Below are 14,777 nucleotides of genomic sequence, written 5' to 3'. Positions count from 1 at the left end.
AAAGGAGGAACTGTACGATGGCTCAAGCAACAAGTTATGAAAAACGTAAGAAACGCCATATGAGTATCCGCCGTAAAATCAGCGGCACACCAGAACGTCCTCGTCTGAACGTTTTCCGTTCTGCAAAGCATATCTATGCGCAGCTGATTGACGACGAAGCAGGAGTGACTCTGGCAGCAGCATCGACAATGGAGAAAAATTCCGGAATCGAAAATGGCGGCAATAAAGAGGCTGCCCGCAAAATCGGGGAAACTCTCGCCAAGCGTGCTACCGAAAAAGGCTATGACACAGTCGTTTTTGACCGGGGTGGATTTGTTTATCACGGCCGTGTTCAAGAACTCGCTGAAGCAGCCCGCGAGAACGGACTAAAATTCTAAAAAGTAAGGGAGGGACAAGAATGCAAAGTATTGATCCGAATAAACTGGAGCTTGAAGAACGTGTTGTAACCATCAACCGTGTCGCAAAAGTTGTAAAAGGTGGACGTAACTTCCGCTTTGCAGCACTCGTAGTAGTTGGAGACCGTAACGGCCACGTCGGCTTTGGCCAGGGAAAAGCTATTGAGGTACCAGAAGCAATCCGTAAAGCGGTAGAAAACGCTAAAAAGGACCTTGTACAGATTCCGATCGTAGGAACAACTATTCCACACGAAATCACTGGTCACTTCGGCGCAGGCAACGTTCTATTGAAGCCTGCATCTGAAGGTACTGGGGTAATCGCTGGAGGACCGGTACGTGCCATCTTAGAGCTTGGCGGCGTACAGGACATTCTGTCGAAATCTCTCGGTTCCAACAATCCTATTAACATGGTTCGCGCTACTATCAACGGATTAACTTCTTTGAAAACAGCTGAAGAAGTAGCTAAATTGCGTGGTAAGAGCGTCGAAGAATTGTTAGGATAAGGGGGGAAAGCAAATGGCCAAACAATTGGAAATCACCCTTACCCGCAGCATGATCGGACGCCCGGAGGAACAACGTGTTACTGTTCGTACACTTGGTTTGCATAAAATCAATCGTACGGTAGTAAAAGAAGACAATCCTGCAATCCGCGGTATGGTGAACAAAGTAGCTCACCTGCTGACGGTAAAAGAACTGAACTAATAAATTTCATTCCTAAATGACAGGGAGGTGGCAACATGAAACTCCACGAACTTCAGCCTACAAAAGGCCAAAACAAACAGCGTAATCGTGTAGGCCGCGGACCGGCTTCCGGCAACGGCAAAACTTCCGGTCGCGGACAAAAAGGGCAGAACGCCCGTTCCGGCGGTGGTGTACGTCCAGGTTTTGAAGGTGGGCAGAACCCTATCTTCAAGCGTTTGCCAAAACGCGGCTTTACGAATATTAATCGTAAAGAGTACGCTATTGTTAATGTGGAAACGCTCAACAGCTTCGATAATGGTACAACAGTAACTCCAGAAGCGTTGCTTGAAAAAGGCGTAATCAGCAAGTATAAAGATGGCGTGAAAATTTTAGGCAACGGCAAGTTGGAGAAAGAGCTTCAGGTGCACGCGAACAAGTTCTCTGCTTCAGCAGTGCAAGCAATTGAGGCAGCAGGCGGAAAAACCGAGGTGGTCTAATGTTCCGCACGATTATCAACATGTTTCGTGTGAGTGATATTCGGAACAAGGTGTTGTTCACCTTAGCCATGTTGATTATATTTCGGATCGGAAGTTTTATTCCGGTGCCTGGAACAAACCGCCAGGTGCTAAATTTCTCTGATGAAGCAAGTGCATTTGGCTTTTTAAACACGTTTGGAGGCGGGGCGCTGTCGCAGTATTCCATATTTGCGATGGGCGTCATGCCATACATTACCGCTTCAATTGTGGTACAATTGCTTCGTATGGATGTTGTGCCTAAATTTTCGGAATGGGCAAAGCAGGGGGAAACAGGAAGACGGAAACTGAATCAGTTCACCCGTTATTTTACTATTGTTCTTGCGTTTGTTCAGGGACTTGGAATGTCTGTTGGATTTAACAACTATTTTCCAGGGCTTATTCCGGACCCAAATGCTGCAAAGTATATATTTATTGCGTTGATAATGACAGCCGGCACGGCTTTTTTAATGTGGCTTGGTGAGCAAATCACTGCAAAAGGTGTGGGGAACGGTATCTCTATCCTGATCTTTGCCGGTATTGCGGCGGGTATTCCTAATGGAATCAACCAAATTTATGCGACGCAGATCGAGGATGCTGGCGGAGAGTTATATATAGGCATTATCACTATAGCGCTTCTGGCAGTAGCAGTTCTTGCTATTATTGTAGGCGTCATTTTTGTACAGCAGGCGCTGCGCAAAATTCCTATTCAATACGCAAAACGAACTGTTGGACGGAGCCCGGTTGGCGGCCAGTCGACACACCTTCCTTTAAAAGTAAACGCTGCAGGGGTTATTCCGGTAATTTTTGCTTTGGCGTTATTTATTTTTCCGCCAACAGCAGCGAGCTTTATTGGGGAAGAGAATGCGATTGCCAACTGGATTGTAAATAACTTTGATTATACGCAGCCTATAGGAATGGTCGTATATGCAGCTTTAATCATTGCGTTTACGTACTTTTATGCCTTTGTGCAGGTGAATCCCGAACAAATGACGGAGAACCTGAAAAAGCAGGGTGGCTATATTCCCGGCATACGCCCAGGGTTTGCCACTGAAAAGTACATCCGGCGGACGCTCTACAGGCTTACATTCGTCGGAGCCCTGTTTTTAACCGTGGTTGCCATCATTCCAGTCTTTTTCATCACACAGATGGGTCTCCCACAGTCGATTCAAATTGGCGGTACAGGCCTTCTAATCGTCGTAGGGGTTGCTTTAGAAACGATGAAGCAAGTAGAAAGCCAGTTAGTTAAACGGAACTATCGCGGTTTCATTAAATAGAATTGGCCTCGAAGATGAAGCTCGCCTATGCCGCTTCCCTTCGGGTAAAATAGTCGTTGGAGGAGATAGCATGAATCTGATATTGATGGGGCTGCCGGGTGCTGGAAAAGGCACGCAGGCTGCAACAATTAGTGAAGAATACAATATTCCCCACATTTCTACTGGGGATATGTTCCGCACAGCCATTAAAGAAGAGACCGAGCTTGGCAGACAGGCAAAGTCTTATATGGATGCTGGTGATTTAGTTCCAGACGAAGTCACAAACGGTATTGTTGAAGAACGTTTGCAGAAAGAAGACTGCCGAAACGGATTTTTGCTCGATGGTTTTCCTAGAACTCCGGCCCAGGCCGGTGCACTGGAAAAAATGCTGGCGGATATGGGCAGGCAGCTTGATTACGTACTGAACATCGATGTTCCAAAAGAAAAACTTGAAGAACGTCTTACCGGCCGTCGCGTTTCACCTTCCTCAGGCAGAACGTATCACGTGATTTACAATCCGCCGGAGCAGGAAGGCATTGATGATGTAGACGGAAGTGAACTCGTTCAGCGCGATGATGATAAACCGGAAACGGTTAAGCGCCGTTTGGAAGTAAACATTGAACAGCAGCAGCCGCTGATTGATTTCTATGAAGAAAAAGGATATCTCCGTAACATCGATGGAGATCAGGATATAGATAAAGTATTTCATGACATTGAAGCACTCTTGAAAGACCTTCGTGCATGATTGTTTGTAAAACGGGTCGGGAACTCGTTATAATACGGGAAGTGCGATGTGGCAGAATCGTTTCATAAGTAATGTGGAGTCCATCGGATACGACCCGGGAACATGATGCAATACCATCATTTTAGGGGTACACTGAATTTGCCTAGAGCAAACACGTATACACCCTCTCCGATGGTTGGGCAACCTGGGCCGTTTATTACGGTTTCAGGTTGCTAAATCCTAACGAAGCCTAAGGAAAAGAGGATGCATGCATGAAAGATTCGGAGTCAAGGCGACCCGATCTGGGACAAATCGTTCGAGTGACCCGGGGGCGCGAAGCTGGTCAGTACGCGGTAGTAATCGATGTGCTGGATGATAAGTTTCTGATGCTGGCGGACGGGGAAAGACGAAAGTTCGATCGGGGAAAGAAGAAAAACACGTCCCACGTAGAATTGCTTTCGTATATTTCGCCGGAAGTACAGTCGAGTTTAATAGAAACCGGCCGAGTGACTAACGCGAAAATCCGGCACGCTCTTTACACCTTTTTTGAACAAGAAGCCTTATTTGAAAAGGAGAATTAATTCATGGCTAAAGATGATGTTATTGAAATGGAAGGTACGGTGGTTGAGCCTCTTCCAAACGCTATGTTTCGTGTTGAGCTTGAAAATGGACACAAAATTTTAGCGCATGTTTCCGGTAAGATCCGTATGCACTTTATCCGGATTCTTCCTGGTGATAAAGTAACTGTAGAAATTTCACCGTACGATCTTTCCCGCGGACGTATTACGTACCGCTACAAATAGACCCGCAAGTTCATTCTTGAGCACTCTTACCAATGCATGGCATGCATGCAGTGAAGGAGGTAAATGGAAAATGAAAGTAAGAGCTTCCGTTAAAAAGATTTGTGACAATTGTAAAGTTATTCGCCGTAAAGGTTCGGTAATGGTAATCTGCTCGAACCCGAAGCATAAACAAAGACAAGGATAATAAAAAGGAGGTGCCCGCATGGCACGTGTTGCAGGAGTAGATATTCCGCGTGATAAGCGTATTGCTATTTCACTCACTTACGTATACGGCATCGGCAAATCGCTTGCAGTTCAGGTTCTGAACGAAGCTGACGTTGACCAGAACACCCGTGTGCGTGATTTAACAGAAGACGAGCTCGCCCGTATCCGTACGGCTATTGATAACAACCATACGGTAGAAGGGGATCTTCGCCGTGAAACTTCCCTCGACATCAAACGTTTGATGGAGATCGGAAGCTATCGTGGAATCCGTCATCGTCGTGGACTGCCGCTTCGCGGACAAAACACGAAGAACAATTCCCGTACCCGTAAAGGTCCGCGTCGTACCGTAGCAAACAAACGTAAATAATTTATTTATAAAGGAGGTTACCTATTATGGCAAAAGCAAAGTCGAACGCACCACGTAAACGCCGTCAGCGCAAGAATATAGAATCGGGTGTGGCTCATATCCGCTCGACGTTTAACAACACGATTGTAAACATTACGGACGTCCAGGGAAACACACTTGCATGGGCAAGCGCTGGAGTTCTTGGTTTCAAAGGTTCCCGTAAATCCACTCCTTTCGCAGCTCAAATGACTGCAGAAACAGCAACAAAAGCTGCAATGGAACATGGATTGAAAAGCGTAGAAGTTACAGTGAAAGGTCCAGGAGCTGGACGTGAAGCTGCAATTCGTTCCCTTCAGGCGACCGGTGTAGAAGTTACGGTCATTCGTGATGTTACGCCAGTACCTCATAACGGGTGCCGCCCGCCAAAACGTCCACGTGCATAACTGAAAGCGAACATGACTATTGCAAAGGATGCAGGCTTGAAGAGTGCTTTTGCATTTCGCTTTCCTGTTTTCCTTACTTTCCGGCACCGGCTGCCGGATGTACGACGTTTGAAGGAGGGTACGCAAACAAATGATCGAAATTGAAAAGCCTAACATTGAAGCGGTCGAAGTGAGCGAAGATGCCAAGTTTGGCAAATTTGTTGTTGAACCATTGGAACGTGGTTATGGTACTACCCTGGGGAATTCCCTGCGTCGTATTCTTTTATCCTCGTTACCGGGAGCAGCGGTTTCTACGGTTCAAATTGATGGGGTTCTTCACGAGTTTTCTACGATTGAAGGCGTACTTGAAGACGTAACAACCATTATTTTGAATTTGAAAAAGCTCGCGTTAAAGGTGTATTCTGATGATGAAAAAGTACTTGAAGTGGATGTGCAGGGAGAAGGTACAATATCTGCACGGGATATCACGCACGACAGTGACGTGGAAATTCTGAATCCGGATCTTCACATCGCTACTTTATCAAAAAATGCCAACCTGCATATGCGCCTTACCGCTCATCGCGGACGCGGCTATGTCCCGGCTGACGGAAACAACAGCGACGACCTTCCAATCGGTGTCATTCCTATTGATTCTATTTACACGCCGGTCGAGCGAGTAAATTACCAGGTGGAAAATACCCGTGTCGGACAGATTACCAACTACGACAAGTTAACGTTGGATGTCTGGACAGACGGAAGCATCCGTCCCGAAGAGGCAGTCTCCCTTGGTGCAAAAATCATGAATGAACACTTGAATATCTTTATCGGCCTCACCGATCAGGCACAGAATGCGGAGATTATGGTGGAAAAAGAGGAAGACCAAAAAGAAAAAGTGCTTGAAATGACAATTGAAGAGCTTGATCTTTCGGTCCGTTCTTATAACTGCCTGAAACGCGCAGGCATCAATACTGTGCAGGAACTGACGCAGAAGTCAGAAGAAGATATGATGAAAGTCCGCAACCTCGGACGCAAATCGCTGGAAGAAGTTCAGGAAAAACTCGGTGAACTCGGCCTCGGCTTGCGCGAAGAGGACTAATCATAAATATTTGTTTGATCAAAGGAGGGAATTGTAATGCCATACTCAAAGCTTGGACGCGACACTTCGGCAAGAAAAGCGCTCTTTCGTGATTTGACTACCGACCTTATTATTAACGGCCGGATTGAAACAACTCACGCAAAAGCGAAGGAAGTACAGCCGATCGCAGAAAAAATTATTACTCTTGGAAAACGTGGAGATTTGCACGCCCGCCGTCAGGCAGCTGCATTTGTTCGCAAGGAAACAGCTAATGAAGAAGGCCAGGATGCTGTTCAGAAGCTGTTCTCTGAAATCGGTCCTCGTTACGAAGACCGTCAAGGCGGATACACGCGCGTACTGAAACTCGGACCGCGCCGTGGGGACGCTGCTGAAATGGCTATCATCGAACTTGTATAAACGGGAAGTCCTCGTTTATACATTTCTTTCATTTGCAAATGAAGGTTATATGTAAAAGAGGCAGGACGATGTCTGTAAAGACTGCGTCTTGCTTTTTTTCTATGCAAAAATCGAACATTAAAGGGAGGGGAGAGGGCATGGCGATTATTGAACTCCGGAATCTTGAGTATCAATACGAGGAAAGCGACGAAAAGGTGCTGAAAGGATTAAATAAAAAGATCCATAAGGGGGAATGGCTTTCGATTATAGGAGCCAATGGTTCCGGGAAATCGACACTCTCCCGTCTCTTTAACGGCCTGTCCCAGCCGACCGTAGGGTCCGTTCTTGTGCTGGGTAAACAAACAAAAGATGAAAAGGCTCTGCAAATGATCCGGCGGGAAGTGGGCATGGTTTTTCAAAACCCGGAGCATCAATTCGTAGCGCCGACGGTTCGTGACGATATCGCTTTTGGTATGGAAAACGCCGGAATTCCGCGCGAAGTGATGCTTGAACGTATTGATGAAGTCAGCCGCTGGGTAAATATCGAGCATATTTTACATATGGAGCCGCACCGCCTGTCCGGAGGTCAGAAGCAGCGGGCAGCGATAGCCGGAATTCTTGCTTTGCGTCCGCAGGTGATGGTGTTTGATGAATCCACCTCGATGCTTGATCCAAATGGCCGAAAAGAAATTCTGGAAACAATGAACCGGCTGTGCCGGGAATCGGGTATCACCATCGTATCGATTACCCATTACCTCGAAGAAGCCTTCATGTCCGACCGCATCTGGTTTATGAAAGCAGGACGAATCGAAAAAGATGTAACAACGGCCAGCATTCCCGATCAACTGGAGTGGATGGAGGCAGAAGGGATGCCCCTTCCGTATAAATATCAGCTTTACCGGGAAGCAAAGAAGCGGAGAATCGAGATACGGACGCTTCGTACTATGGTTGAAGGAGAGTAGCTGCATGGATGTGAATTTTCAAAACGTAAGCCATGTATATATGAAAAAAACGCCGTTTGAAACATTGGCACTCAAAAATATAGATGCCATCTTTCGCTCTTCTTCCGTAACAGCGGTCATTGGGCGTACCGGTTCCGGGAAATCGACACTTGTACAGCACATCAACGGACTGCTGAAGCCTTCCGCCGGCGTGGTAACGGTAGGAGGTCACCGGCTGGAGGCCAGGACAAAACGAAAAATGGTCAAAACGGTGCGGAGTCATGTAGGGATGGTGTTTCAGTATCCCGAGCACCAGCTGTTTGAGGAAACTGTCGAAAAAGATTTATTGTTTGGGCCGAAAAACAAGGGAATGGATGTAGCAGAGATACAAAAGAAGCTTCCCGAATTGCTTCAGCAAGTGGGACTCAGTGAAACACTGCTGGAGCGCTCGCCGTTCGAGCTGAGCGGGGGGCAGATGCGGCGGGTAGCAATAGCTGGGGTGCTTGCCACCAATCCGGATATTCTTATCCTGGACGAACCGACCGCTGGGCTCGACCCCCAGGGGCAAAAAGAAATATTGGAGCTGTTTATGAACTGGCAGCGTGTGTATCAGCCAACTACGATTATGATTACGCATCAAATGGAGGAGGCGGCTGCATTTGCTGAGTACATGTATGTGATGGACGATGCAGAGATCAGAATGCAGGGAGAGCCGGAAGCGATTTATGCCCAGCGGGAAAAGCTGCGGGAAATGGATTTGGACATCCCGGAGCAGGTGCAGGTGCTTCAGCAGATTGAACGGGAGAGCGGCATCCGCTTCCCGCATTATAAGCTTTCTCCGGCAGAAGCTGCCGACTACTGGGAGCAGGCGGTTCAGAACGGGGAGGTGCCGCATGTTTGAAAATGTCATAATCGGCCAGTACCTGCCGGGGCGCTCCTTTCTTCATCATATGGACCCCCGGGCAAAGATTGCCGCTGTATTATTTTTGATCATCGTCATTTTTCTCGTGAACAGCTGGAACGGATACGCGCTTTTCGGAGTGGCGGCGATAGCCATTTATTTTCTTTCCGGAGTCCCGTTTCGGTATATCCGTAAAGGCATGTTTCCGGTATTTATTTTAGTGATATTAACATTTTTTCTGCACGCTTTTTTTACAAGAGAAGGCGATATCCTTTTTTCGCTCGGTATATTTTCGTTTTATGAGGAAGGAATCCGCCAGGGGCTTTTTATTTCGCTTCGTTTGCTTCTGCTCGTATACTTTACATCGCTCTTAACGCTGACAACGAGTCCGATTGACCTTACAGACGCATTGGAGCAAATGTTTTCCCCGCTCGAGCGCTTTAAGTTTCCCGCCTACGATGTGGCGATGATGATGTCGATTGCGATCCGGTTCATTCCAACGCTGCTGCAGGAAACGGAAAAAATTATTAAAGCCCAGACGGCCCGCGGCGCTGATTTTAACAAAGGTTCTATGAGGGACAGGATGCAGGCGTTCGTATCCCTACTGGTGCCGTTATTTGTACGTGCCTTCCGCCGGGCGGAGGATCTGGCCTATGCTATGGAGGCCCGCGGCTATAACGGAGGAGAAGGCCGGACAAAGCTTCGTCTGCTCGTTTGGGGCTGGAGAGATACTTTATGCTGTGTTCTGATCGCGGCGTTTGGAGTCATTTTATTGTTTTTACGCCAGTAAACGAAAGGGGGAGAGTCCAGTGCCAAGAGTGAAAGCAACAGTGGCGTATGATGGTACGTTTTTTGAAGGCTGGCAGGTGCAGCCGGGACGCCGGACTGTCCAGAGAGAAATCGAAGAAGCGCTTCAGAAGATGCATAAAGGGGTGCACGTACCAATTCATGCTTCGGGGAGGACAGATTCCGGTGTGCATGCAAAAGGCCAGGTCTTTCATTTTGATTCCCCGCTGCAGCTGCCGGAGCACAAATGGGGAAAGGCCCTCGAATCCTTTCTGCCAAAAGATATCCACGTGTGGCACTCCGCGTATGCCGATGAGAATTTTCACGCACGTTTTGATGCGGTGGAAAAAGAATACCGGTACTGTGTGCTGCTGCGTAAGGAACGGGATGTGTTCCGCCGGAACTATGCCTTTTATTACCCATATCCTACGAACGTTGAAGCTGTTCAGAAGGCAGTGCGTCACATCGAAGGGGAGCACGACTTTTCCTCCTTTTGCGCCGCCAATACCGACGTGAAGGAAAAAACCCGCACAGTATACAAAGCAGATGCTGCGCTCGATGGGGAAGAGCTGTGGTTTACGTTCCGCGGATCAGGCTTTTTGTATAATATGATTCGTATTGCTGTAGGAACGCTTCTGGAAATAGGGAAGGGAAACCGTCCCCCTGAAGAAATGAAATCCATTATTGAAGCGAAAGAGCGGGCAGCTGCAGGTAATACAGCTCCCGGCCACGGGCTGTACCTTTGGAAGGTGAATTACTGACAGCAAAAGCCTTGCGTTAACAGCCTATAAGGTCAGCTGAAAACGTACCCGGCTTCGAAGAAAATTGATTATAAAAAAACAACGTTTCCTGGTGTTTTAACATTGACATTTGGTCCCTGTTATTATACGATGTTATTTGGCATTTCACGTCCCACTGCCCCGGGATACGGAATGATGAGCGTAAATAAGACAAGTGATCGATGATATAATCGGCAGAGAATTGATTTAGGAGGGAAACAACTATGCGTACGACATACATGGCTAAGCCAGGCGACGTAAAACGCAAATGGTACGTAGTAGACGCACAAGGCCAGACACTCGGACGTCTTGCCAGTGAAGTCGCTGCAATCCTTCGCGGTAAAACAAAGCCACAATACACCCCACACATCGACGTTGGGGATAACGTGATTATTGTTAATGCAGAAAAAATCCACTTGACCGGGAAAAAACTTTCTCAAAAGTATTATCACCGTCACAGCGGTTATCCGGGCGGACTGAGATCTACACGCGCAGATGACATGCGCCGTGAGAAACCAGAAAAAATGCTCGAAATTGCTATTAAAGGCATGCTTCCGAAAAATACTCTTGGCCGCGAACAAGGCAAGAAGTTATTCGTATACGAAGGCCCAGAGCACAAACACCACGCACAACAACCAGAAGAACTGCAGCTGCGCGGTTAAAATAAAAGGAGGGACTACATTTGGCACAAGTACAATATTACGGTACTGGACGCCGGAAAAACTCATCGGCTAGAGTTTTTCTTGAGCCAGGCGATGGAAAAATCACTGTAAACGACCGTGAACTCGACGAGTATTTCAACCTTGAAACTTTGAAGCTTGTTGTAAAGCAGCCACTCGCTGCTACAGGCACGGAAGGTTCTTATGACATTAAAGTAACTGTAAGAGGCGGCGGTTTCACCGGCCAGGCTGGTGCTATTCGTCACGGAGTAGCGCGCGCTCTCTTGAAAGTAGACCCGGATTTCCGTCCTACACTGAAATCTGAAGGCTACCTGACTCGTGATGCACGTATGAAAGAACGTAAAAAATACGGTCTCAAATCAGCACGTCGTGCACCACAGTTCTCGAAGCGTTAATAAAATTATTGGTATGCCAGCTTTCACAAAGGTTTTTGGTGCAGGTTGGATCAAATCAATAATCAATATTATGAAGAATTTAAAGCATCAGCATATCACATGGCTGGTGCTTTTTTTGATATTAAATTTAAGCAGTAATTTTTTTAATGAACGTTCTAAATTCCATTAATATTTCCTTTTCTCAATAGTTGCTTAAACGACCTTTGTCGTTCCATTGACCATACATTTTATTTTTTCTTGTGTTTTCAATGAATTTTTCCAATCTTTTATTAAAAATATCAGGTTCATTTCTATAGCTTTGTATTGTATCAATTCGAACCCTTTTATATAGATCCGGGAAGTTAATGAAATTCTGATACAATTGGTAATCTTCTTTTAGACGCAGTTCAATATCTTTATCAATGGTAAAAGATTCAGGCCTCATATCAGGGAGGGCTTTCAATCCCTCTTCTTTCATCAAACCTAACTTTTCTAATCTTCGCACCCTTTCTTTATTTAATTCAGTCCAATTACTTTTTTTCTTTCGTGGGGAAAGCCTTTGAGCCAGCTCCATATTTGATAATTTTTTACTTATACCATCAATCCAGCCAAAACATAATGCTTCCTCAACTACATCCAGATACTGAACGACACCTGGTTTTTCGGTCCTGCTTATTAAAACCCAACAATACTTTTCTGTATTTGAGTTCTCTTCGAGCCACTCTCTTAATTCCTGTCTTGTCTTCGCTGTAATTAGATTTTCAATTTCCATTTTGAGCATATCCTTTCTATATTTAGTACTGAAGATAACGTTACAGATATGAGCTGAAAACAAAAAGAAAGTTGATGTTGTATTTAACTAATAACCGTTTTTACAGTAAGTTGAACGGAGTGTTTAAAAATATACCGTTGATTTCCACGAGGGCAATCAATTGATGCTGTAAGTTATAGTATAGCTAAGTGCTTCAATTATACGGTCTCCCGGGACACTTACCTATAAAGCACTAGCAAGAAAGTATATTTTTTCGACCTTTTATTTACCTCATTTGCTTGTGTAGAGAGAAAAACGGCAGGTTTTAGTTGTAAACGTTTGAAATCTGCTTCTTAAAAACGGTATGCTAGATAAGGAATGGTTCCAATAGTTACAGCTATAGTCTAGAGAAGGAAGGTGTGCAATGTGATTACAGAAGAACAGGTGCGCGAAGCACTTAAGTCCATAGAAGATCCTGATCTGGGCAAGCCGATTGTTGAAACCGGCGGTATCCGCAGTATCAGTGTCAAAGATGACAGCAAAGTGCGTTTAAAAATAGCATTGGCAAAGACTGGTACTCCTGAACAAATGCAGATGCAGCAGCAGGTAGTGGATACGATTAAAGAGGCCGGGGCCGACTCAGTAGGACTCCGCTTCGAAACTCTTGAACCCGAAGAAGTAGAAAAAGCCGGAGGGTTAAAAGGGGAAGAAGGGCCGAAAATTTTATCCGAGGATAACAAAACTCAGTTTATTACCATTGCAAGCGGTAAAGGCGGAGTTGGTAAATCCACGGTTACAGTAAATACAGCTGTGGCACTGGCCCGTGCCGGAAAAAAAGTGGGTATTATCGACGCAGACATTTACGGCTTCAGTGTACCGGACATGATGGGCATTGAAGAGCGGCCGAAGGTACAGGATGAACGGATCTATCCGGTAGAGCGTTTCGGCGTTAAAGTCATTTCGATGGGATTTTTTGTGGAGGATAACGCGCCGGTAGTATGGAGAGGCCCAATGCTCGGGAAAATGCTGAACAACTTCTTTAACGAAGTGGAGTGGGGCGACCTTGATTACCTGCTGTTGGATCTTCCGCCGGGAACAGGGGACGTGGCACTCGATGTTCACACTACTCTGCCGGAAAGTCAGGAAATTATCGTCACTACGCCGCATCCGACGGCGGCATTTGTCGCAGCCCGTGCCGGAGCAATGGCGATTAAAACCAATCACCGTGTGTTGGGGATTATTGAAAACATGGCTTATTATGAAAGCCGGAGCGGTGAGAAAGAATATGTCTTCGGTGAGGGCGGAGCAGACCGTCTGGCTGACGAGTTAAAGGTTGGCATTCTCAGCCGCATTCCGTTGGGTCAGCCGCTTGAAGATGACAGCGTGTTCGCTCCATCTGTTTATCAGCCGGAACACCCGATCGGTGAGCTTTATGATGAATTGGCATCAACGATTATGAATAAAGTACCGACTGAGTAGCATTCAACAAAAGGAAGCCGCCTGCAGATATCTGCAGGCGGCTTCCTGCTATTTATTGTATTGAATGAGTTCTTCCATCGGCTGCTGGAGAGACGGGACGGTATAAATATATTTAGAGGGAGAATGAGTTAAAGGGCCGATATGAATGCCTTCAATCCCGAGCAGAACGCCGGGCATCACGTCATTCATTAAGTTATCCCCGATGACCATCGTTTCCTGAGGGTTCACCCGGTACTCCTCCAGTAATTGTTCGTAATGATCCTTCGTTTCTGCGGGTTTGTTGGCGGAAGTAATCCTGGTATAGGGAGGAAGCAGGTCGTGAAGGTTTAATTGCTGTAAAATGGACTCTGCATCTTCATCGTCGCTATTGGTGACTAACACCATCTGCTTTCCATTAGATTGAAGCCATTGAAGGCCGGACCGAAGCGAAGGGGTCTGGGAAAGCTGGAAAGCTTCAGATGACATATATGTTTTTGTTTCCACGTAAGCGGCGTAGGCTTCCTCTTTCGAAACCCCGAAATGTCTGGCAGTAGCATGCGGAGTCCACCACCCGTCCCCGATAGCTATTTTTTTGTCAAAGTCAAAAGAAAGGTTCTTATACTCTTCGGCCCACACAGAAGGCTCCATTTCTTTCCCGCTCCAACTGACGACTCTTACTGGTTGGGTGGTGACCGGGTCGAGATAAAGAATCCGGTCGTTTTCTGCATCATATGCTGTACCTATCTGCAGATCACGCTCGCCGTTTTGAACAGCTTCGTATTCGGAGAAAAACGCAGGCCTGTCTTTTTCTGCAATAAAAGCAGCCAGCCGTTCAGCGTAATAATCAAAGTGTTCAGTATCCTCATATAGAGTGCCATCCAAATCAAAAATCAATAACTCTTTATCATTCCAGTGGATATCGGCCAACGGTCAATTCTCTCCTTTCTTCCATTACCTACCCCTAGAATAGCATAAAATCTAAAGCAATTAGTAATCAGAATGAAAAGGAAAGGCCTATGTAGAGACCTGTGGGAGCAATGGCTAATTATGCGGTAATTTATTTCTGCATTTTTTAAAAAGAAATTATAAAAAATTGTTGACCGCTTAGAGCCACGGTGATATATTTATACATGCGCTTCAGAGAGAGACGAAAAAACAACAACCTGAAATAATAAATTTCACAAAAAGTTGTTGACTTTCATTTGCCTACTTGGTATGATAGTAATTGTCGCTTTGAGCGGCAGATCGTTCTTTGAAAAGGAAAGACAAGCCAGAGCCCCAATCAAAAGCAAC

At 46.2% G+C, this 14,777-nt stretch carries 22 protein-coding genes; 20 read left to right on the top strand and 2 right to left on the bottom strand.

Going from position 1 to position 14,777, the window contains the following annotated elements:
* Window positions 1-17: 17 nt before the first annotated feature.
* The 19 genes from rplR to rpsI all read left to right on the top strand — a co-directional run bounded on the left by rplR (window position 18) and on the right by rpsI (window position 11,296).
* Entirely contained in the window at window positions 18-377 is a 360-nt protein-coding gene (rplR, locus tag Q9M42_RS14875) for a 50S ribosomal protein L18 (RefSeq protein WP_298788702.1), read from the top strand.
* A 20-nt stretch (window positions 378-397) separates the two neighbouring features.
* Window positions 398-898 (top strand): 30S ribosomal protein S5, encoded by a 501-nt coding sequence (gene rpsE / locus Q9M42_RS14870; protein ID WP_022794484.1) that lies wholly within the window; start codon window positions 398-400, stop codon window positions 896-898.
* Window positions 899-911: 13 nt separating this feature from the next.
* A complete protein-coding gene (rpmD, locus tag Q9M42_RS14865; RefSeq protein WP_022794485.1) occupies window positions 912-1,097 on the top strand; it encodes a 50S ribosomal protein L30 in 186 nt (61 codons plus the stop codon).
* A gap of 35 nt (window positions 1,098-1,132) precedes the next feature.
* A complete protein-coding gene (gene rplO / locus Q9M42_RS14860; RefSeq protein WP_322527238.1) occupies window positions 1,133-1,573 on the top strand; it encodes a 50S ribosomal protein L15 in 441 nt (146 codons plus the stop codon).
* Window positions 1,573-2,865 carry a preprotein translocase subunit SecY gene (secY, locus tag Q9M42_RS14855; RefSeq protein WP_322527237.1) on the top strand — a complete coding sequence of 431 codons (1,293 nt, stop codon included), beginning with the start codon at window positions 1,573-1,575 and terminating at the stop codon, window positions 2,863-2,865. The genes rplO and secY overlap by 1 nt, the downstream gene beginning before the upstream one ends.
* Window positions 2,866-2,935: 70 nt before the next feature.
* Window positions 2,936-3,589 (top strand): adenylate kinase, encoded by a 654-nt coding sequence (locus tag Q9M42_RS14850; protein ID WP_322527236.1) that lies wholly within the window; start codon window positions 2,936-2,938, stop codon window positions 3,587-3,589.
* Between the two features lie 251 nt (window positions 3,590-3,840).
* Window positions 3,841-4,149, top strand: a complete 309-nt coding sequence (locus Q9M42_RS14845; protein WP_022794489.1) for a KOW domain-containing RNA-binding protein — start codon at window positions 3,841-3,843, stop codon at window positions 4,147-4,149.
* 3 nt (window positions 4,150-4,152) lie between these two features.
* The gene (infA, locus tag Q9M42_RS14840) at window positions 4,153-4,371 is read left to right on the top strand and encodes a translation initiation factor IF-1 (protein ID WP_022794490.1); all 219 of its coding nucleotides are present in this window, start codon (window positions 4,153-4,155) and stop codon (window positions 4,369-4,371) included.
* Window positions 4,372-4,441: 70 nt separating this feature from the next.
* Window positions 4,442-4,555: a 50S ribosomal protein L36 gene (rpmJ, locus tag Q9M42_RS14835; RefSeq protein WP_084687350.1), complete on the top strand. Its 114-nt coding sequence runs from the start codon at window positions 4,442-4,444 to the stop codon at window positions 4,553-4,555.
* A gap of 18 nt (window positions 4,556-4,573) precedes the next feature.
* Window positions 4,574-4,942, top strand: coding sequence for a 30S ribosomal protein S13 (gene rpsM, locus Q9M42_RS14830; protein WP_022794491.1), 369 nt, complete (start codon window positions 4,574-4,576; stop codon window positions 4,940-4,942).
* A gap of 26 nt (window positions 4,943-4,968) precedes the next feature.
* Window positions 4,969-5,364, top strand: a complete 396-nt coding sequence (gene rpsK, locus Q9M42_RS14825; protein WP_022794492.1) for a 30S ribosomal protein S11 — start codon at window positions 4,969-4,971, stop codon at window positions 5,362-5,364.
* Window positions 5,365-5,494: 130 nt separating this feature from the next.
* Window positions 5,495-6,439 (top strand): DNA-directed RNA polymerase subunit alpha, encoded by a 945-nt coding sequence (locus Q9M42_RS14820; RefSeq protein ID WP_298788682.1) that lies wholly within the window; start codon window positions 5,495-5,497, stop codon window positions 6,437-6,439.
* Between the two features lie 36 nt (window positions 6,440-6,475).
* The gene (gene rplQ / locus Q9M42_RS14815; RefSeq protein ID WP_022794495.1) at window positions 6,476-6,835 is read left to right on the top strand and encodes a 50S ribosomal protein L17; all 360 of its coding nucleotides are present in this window, start codon (window positions 6,476-6,478) and stop codon (window positions 6,833-6,835) included.
* Between the two features lie 137 nt (window positions 6,836-6,972).
* Window positions 6,973-7,776: an energy-coupling factor transporter ATPase gene (locus tag Q9M42_RS14810; protein WP_322527235.1), complete on the top strand. Its 804-nt coding sequence runs from the start codon at window positions 6,973-6,975 to the stop codon at window positions 7,774-7,776.
* A 4-nt stretch (window positions 7,777-7,780) separates the two neighbouring features.
* On the top strand, window positions 7,781-8,656 hold the full coding sequence (locus Q9M42_RS14805; protein ID WP_322527234.1) for an energy-coupling factor transporter ATPase: 876 nt from the start codon (window positions 7,781-7,783) through the stop codon (window positions 8,654-8,656).
* The gene (locus tag Q9M42_RS14800) at window positions 8,649-9,446 is read left to right on the top strand and encodes an energy-coupling factor transporter transmembrane component T family protein (RefSeq protein ID WP_322527233.1); all 798 of its coding nucleotides are present in this window, start codon (window positions 8,649-8,651) and stop codon (window positions 9,444-9,446) included. Before Q9M42_RS14805 ends, Q9M42_RS14800 begins: the two co-directional genes overlap by 8 nt.
* A 19-nt stretch (window positions 9,447-9,465) precedes the next feature.
* Window positions 9,466-10,203 carry a tRNA pseudouridine(38-40) synthase TruA gene (gene truA / locus Q9M42_RS14795; protein ID WP_322527232.1) on the top strand — a complete coding sequence of 246 codons (738 nt, stop codon included), beginning with the start codon at window positions 9,466-9,468 and terminating at the stop codon, window positions 10,201-10,203.
* 242 nt (window positions 10,204-10,445) lie between these two features.
* Window positions 10,446-10,883, top strand: a complete 438-nt coding sequence (rplM, locus tag Q9M42_RS14790) for a 50S ribosomal protein L13 (protein ID WP_322527231.1) — start codon at window positions 10,446-10,448, stop codon at window positions 10,881-10,883.
* A gap of 20 nt (window positions 10,884-10,903) precedes the next feature.
* Window positions 10,904-11,296 carry a 30S ribosomal protein S9 gene (gene rpsI / locus Q9M42_RS14785; RefSeq protein ID WP_091616686.1) on the top strand — a complete coding sequence of 131 codons (393 nt, stop codon included), beginning with the start codon at window positions 10,904-10,906 and terminating at the stop codon, window positions 11,294-11,296.
* A gap of 181 nt (window positions 11,297-11,477) precedes the next feature.
* Here rpsI and Q9M42_RS14780 read toward each other — a convergent pair whose 3' ends face one another.
* Window positions 11,478-12,047, bottom strand: a complete 570-nt coding sequence (locus Q9M42_RS14780; RefSeq protein WP_322527230.1) for a YdeI/OmpD-associated family protein — start codon at window positions 12,045-12,047, stop codon at window positions 11,478-11,480.
* A gap of 405 nt (window positions 12,048-12,452) precedes the next feature.
* Here Q9M42_RS14780 and Q9M42_RS14775 point away from each other — a divergent pair, with 405 nt between their 5' ends.
* The gene (locus Q9M42_RS14775; protein ID WP_322527229.1) at window positions 12,453-13,505 is read left to right on the top strand and encodes a P-loop NTPase; all 1,053 of its coding nucleotides are present in this window, start codon (window positions 12,453-12,455) and stop codon (window positions 13,503-13,505) included.
* A 48-nt stretch (window positions 13,506-13,553) separates the two neighbouring features.
* Here the strand turns inward: Q9M42_RS14775 and Q9M42_RS14770 are convergent, their stop codons facing one another.
* Window positions 13,554-14,411: an HAD family hydrolase gene (locus Q9M42_RS14770; protein WP_322527228.1), complete on the bottom strand. Its 858-nt coding sequence runs from the start codon at window positions 14,409-14,411 to the stop codon at window positions 13,554-13,556.
* Window positions 14,412-14,777: the final 366 nt, after the last annotated feature.

This window comes from Marinococcus luteus (assembly GCF_034497705.1).
GTDB classification, from domain to species: Bacteria; Bacillota; Bacilli; order Bacillales; family Marinococcaceae; genus Marinococcus; species Marinococcus luteus_A.
This window is presented reverse-complemented; position numbering and strand designations above follow the sequence as displayed.

Bases quoted from the DNA above. Each gene is read 5' to 3' on its own strand.
- rplM (WP_322527231.1), top strand. From the start codon at position 10,446: ATGCGTACGACATACATGGCTAAGCCAGGCGACGTAAAACGCAAATGG.
- rpsM (WP_022794491.1), top strand. From the start codon at position 4,574: ATGGCACGTGTTGCAGGAGTAGATATTCCGCGTGATAAGCGTATTGCT.
- Q9M42_RS14820 (WP_298788682.1), top strand. From the start codon at position 5,495: ATGATCGAAATTGAAAAGCCTAACATTGAAGCGGTCGAAGTGAGCGAA.
- Q9M42_RS14810 (WP_322527235.1), top strand. From the start codon at position 6,973: ATGGCGATTATTGAACTCCGGAATCTTGAGTATCAATACGAGGAAAGC.
- rpsE (WP_022794484.1), top strand. From the start codon at position 398: ATGCAAAGTATTGATCCGAATAAACTGGAGCTTGAAGAACGTGTTGTA.
- Q9M42_RS14800 (WP_322527233.1), top strand. From the start codon at position 8,649: ATGTTTGAAAATGTCATAATCGGCCAGTACCTGCCGGGGCGCTCCTTT.
- infA (WP_022794490.1), top strand. From the start codon at position 4,153: ATGGCTAAAGATGATGTTATTGAAATGGAAGGTACGGTGGTTGAGCCT.
- Q9M42_RS14845 (WP_022794489.1), top strand. From the start codon at position 3,841: ATGAAAGATTCGGAGTCAAGGCGACCCGATCTGGGACAAATCGTTCGA.
- rplR (WP_298788702.1), top strand. From the start codon at position 18: ATGGCTCAAGCAACAAGTTATGAAAAACGTAAGAAACGCCATATGAGT.
- rplO (WP_322527238.1), top strand. From the start codon at position 1,133: ATGAAACTCCACGAACTTCAGCCTACAAAAGGCCAAAACAAACAGCGT.
- rpmJ (WP_084687350.1), top strand. From the start codon at position 4,442: ATGAAAGTAAGAGCTTCCGTTAAAAAGATTTGTGACAATTGTAAAGTT.
- Q9M42_RS14850 (WP_322527236.1), top strand. From the start codon at position 2,936: ATGAATCTGATATTGATGGGGCTGCCGGGTGCTGGAAAAGGCACGCAG.
- rpsK (WP_022794492.1), top strand. From the start codon at position 4,969: ATGGCAAAAGCAAAGTCGAACGCACCACGTAAACGCCGTCAGCGCAAG.
- Q9M42_RS14780 (WP_322527230.1), bottom strand. From the start codon at position 12,047: ATGGAAATTGAAAATCTAATTACAGCGAAGACAAGACAGGAATTAAGA.
- Q9M42_RS14805 (WP_322527234.1), top strand. From the start codon at position 7,781: ATGGATGTGAATTTTCAAAACGTAAGCCATGTATATATGAAAAAAACG.
- rplQ (WP_022794495.1), top strand. From the start codon at position 6,476: ATGCCATACTCAAAGCTTGGACGCGACACTTCGGCAAGAAAAGCGCTC.
- rpmD (WP_022794485.1), top strand. From the start codon at position 912: ATGGCCAAACAATTGGAAATCACCCTTACCCGCAGCATGATCGGACGC.
- secY (WP_322527237.1), top strand. From the start codon at position 1,573: ATGTTCCGCACGATTATCAACATGTTTCGTGTGAGTGATATTCGGAAC.